The sequence below is a fragment of the Rhizobium sp. BR 317 genome (assembly GCF_047445835.1).
GTDB classification, from domain to species: Bacteria; Pseudomonadota; Alphaproteobacteria; order Rhizobiales; family Rhizobiaceae; genus Rhizobium; species Rhizobium paranaense.
This window is the reverse complement of sequence record NZ_JARWLB010000158.1, coordinates 1-997: the sequence shown is the minus strand read 5'-3', so window position 1 is coordinate 997 and position 997 is coordinate 1. Positions and strand designations below refer to the sequence as shown.

At 55.0% G+C, this 997-nt stretch carries 1 protein-coding gene; it reads right to left on the bottom strand.

Features of this window, described 5'->3' with window-relative positions; genetic code table 11:
- Nucleotides 1-673: ABC transporter ATP-binding protein (locus QD357_RS32505; protein ID WP_414126113.1), on the bottom strand; the 673-nt coding region annotated here is incomplete at its 3' end.
- Between the last annotated feature and the right edge of the window lie 324 nt (nucleotides 674-997).

Below are 997 nucleotides of genomic sequence, written 5' to 3'. Positions count from 1 at the left end.
CGTATATCTCTCGCGGGCGGCCGATTTGCCGTACCTTACCGGCGCTCATTACCGCAATACGGTCCGACATGGTCAGCGCCTCTTCCTGATCATGGGTAACGAAAACGAAGGTGATGCCCGTTTGCGTTTGCAGGCGTTTCAGTTCGATCTGCATTTCCTTACGTAGCTTGAAGTCAAGCGCGGACAATGGCTCGTCCAGCAGCAGCACCTTCGGATGGGGAGCAAGCGCACGGGCAAGAGCAATGCGTTGCTGCTGGCCACCGGATAACTGGTTCGTTAGCCGGTCGGCCATGCGAGTCATCTGGACTAGCTCCAGCATTTCCGCGACGGTTCGGGCGATTTCATCCTTCGGCTTGCGCAGCATGCGCAAGCCGAAGGCAATATTCTGCGCACAGGTCATGTGCGGAAAAAGGGCGTATGACTGAAAGACGGTGTTCACGGGGCGAAGATACGGCGGTTTTCCGATCAGGTTCTCACCGTCGAGCACTAGGCTACCGGTCGTAACGAAGTCAAAACCKGCGATCATACGGAGCAGTGTCGTCTTCCCACAACCCGACGGGCCGAGTAGTGTGAAKAACTCGTTCTCGCGGATCGTTAAAGATACGCCATCCAACGCCGTATAGGCGCCTGCGCCAGCCCCATACACTTTGCTCACTTGTTTGATTTCAATCATGTTCCACCCAATTTTTCTGCGTTCCCGAACGCTCTTCGAAGTGCGTTCATAGCGTGCACGGCGCCTCTTGTTGTTGTCTAATCATACACCCTGCAGCTTCATCCAATATCGTTTTATTCGGAGTAGGAATTTTCAGAKAGCGCGCTGTTCGCTAGGCGTCACGCCGGCGATCTATCCAGACGACGACAGGGATTCCAGCCACCTCAAAACATCGGCAGCATCGGTTACATCGGCGTATTTTTGTCCCATGTCGTAGAGATTTGCCTCATGTGGCGACTGCGCCCGGTCGGCGCAACAGTCTCGTGGCACGAGCACATTAAAGCC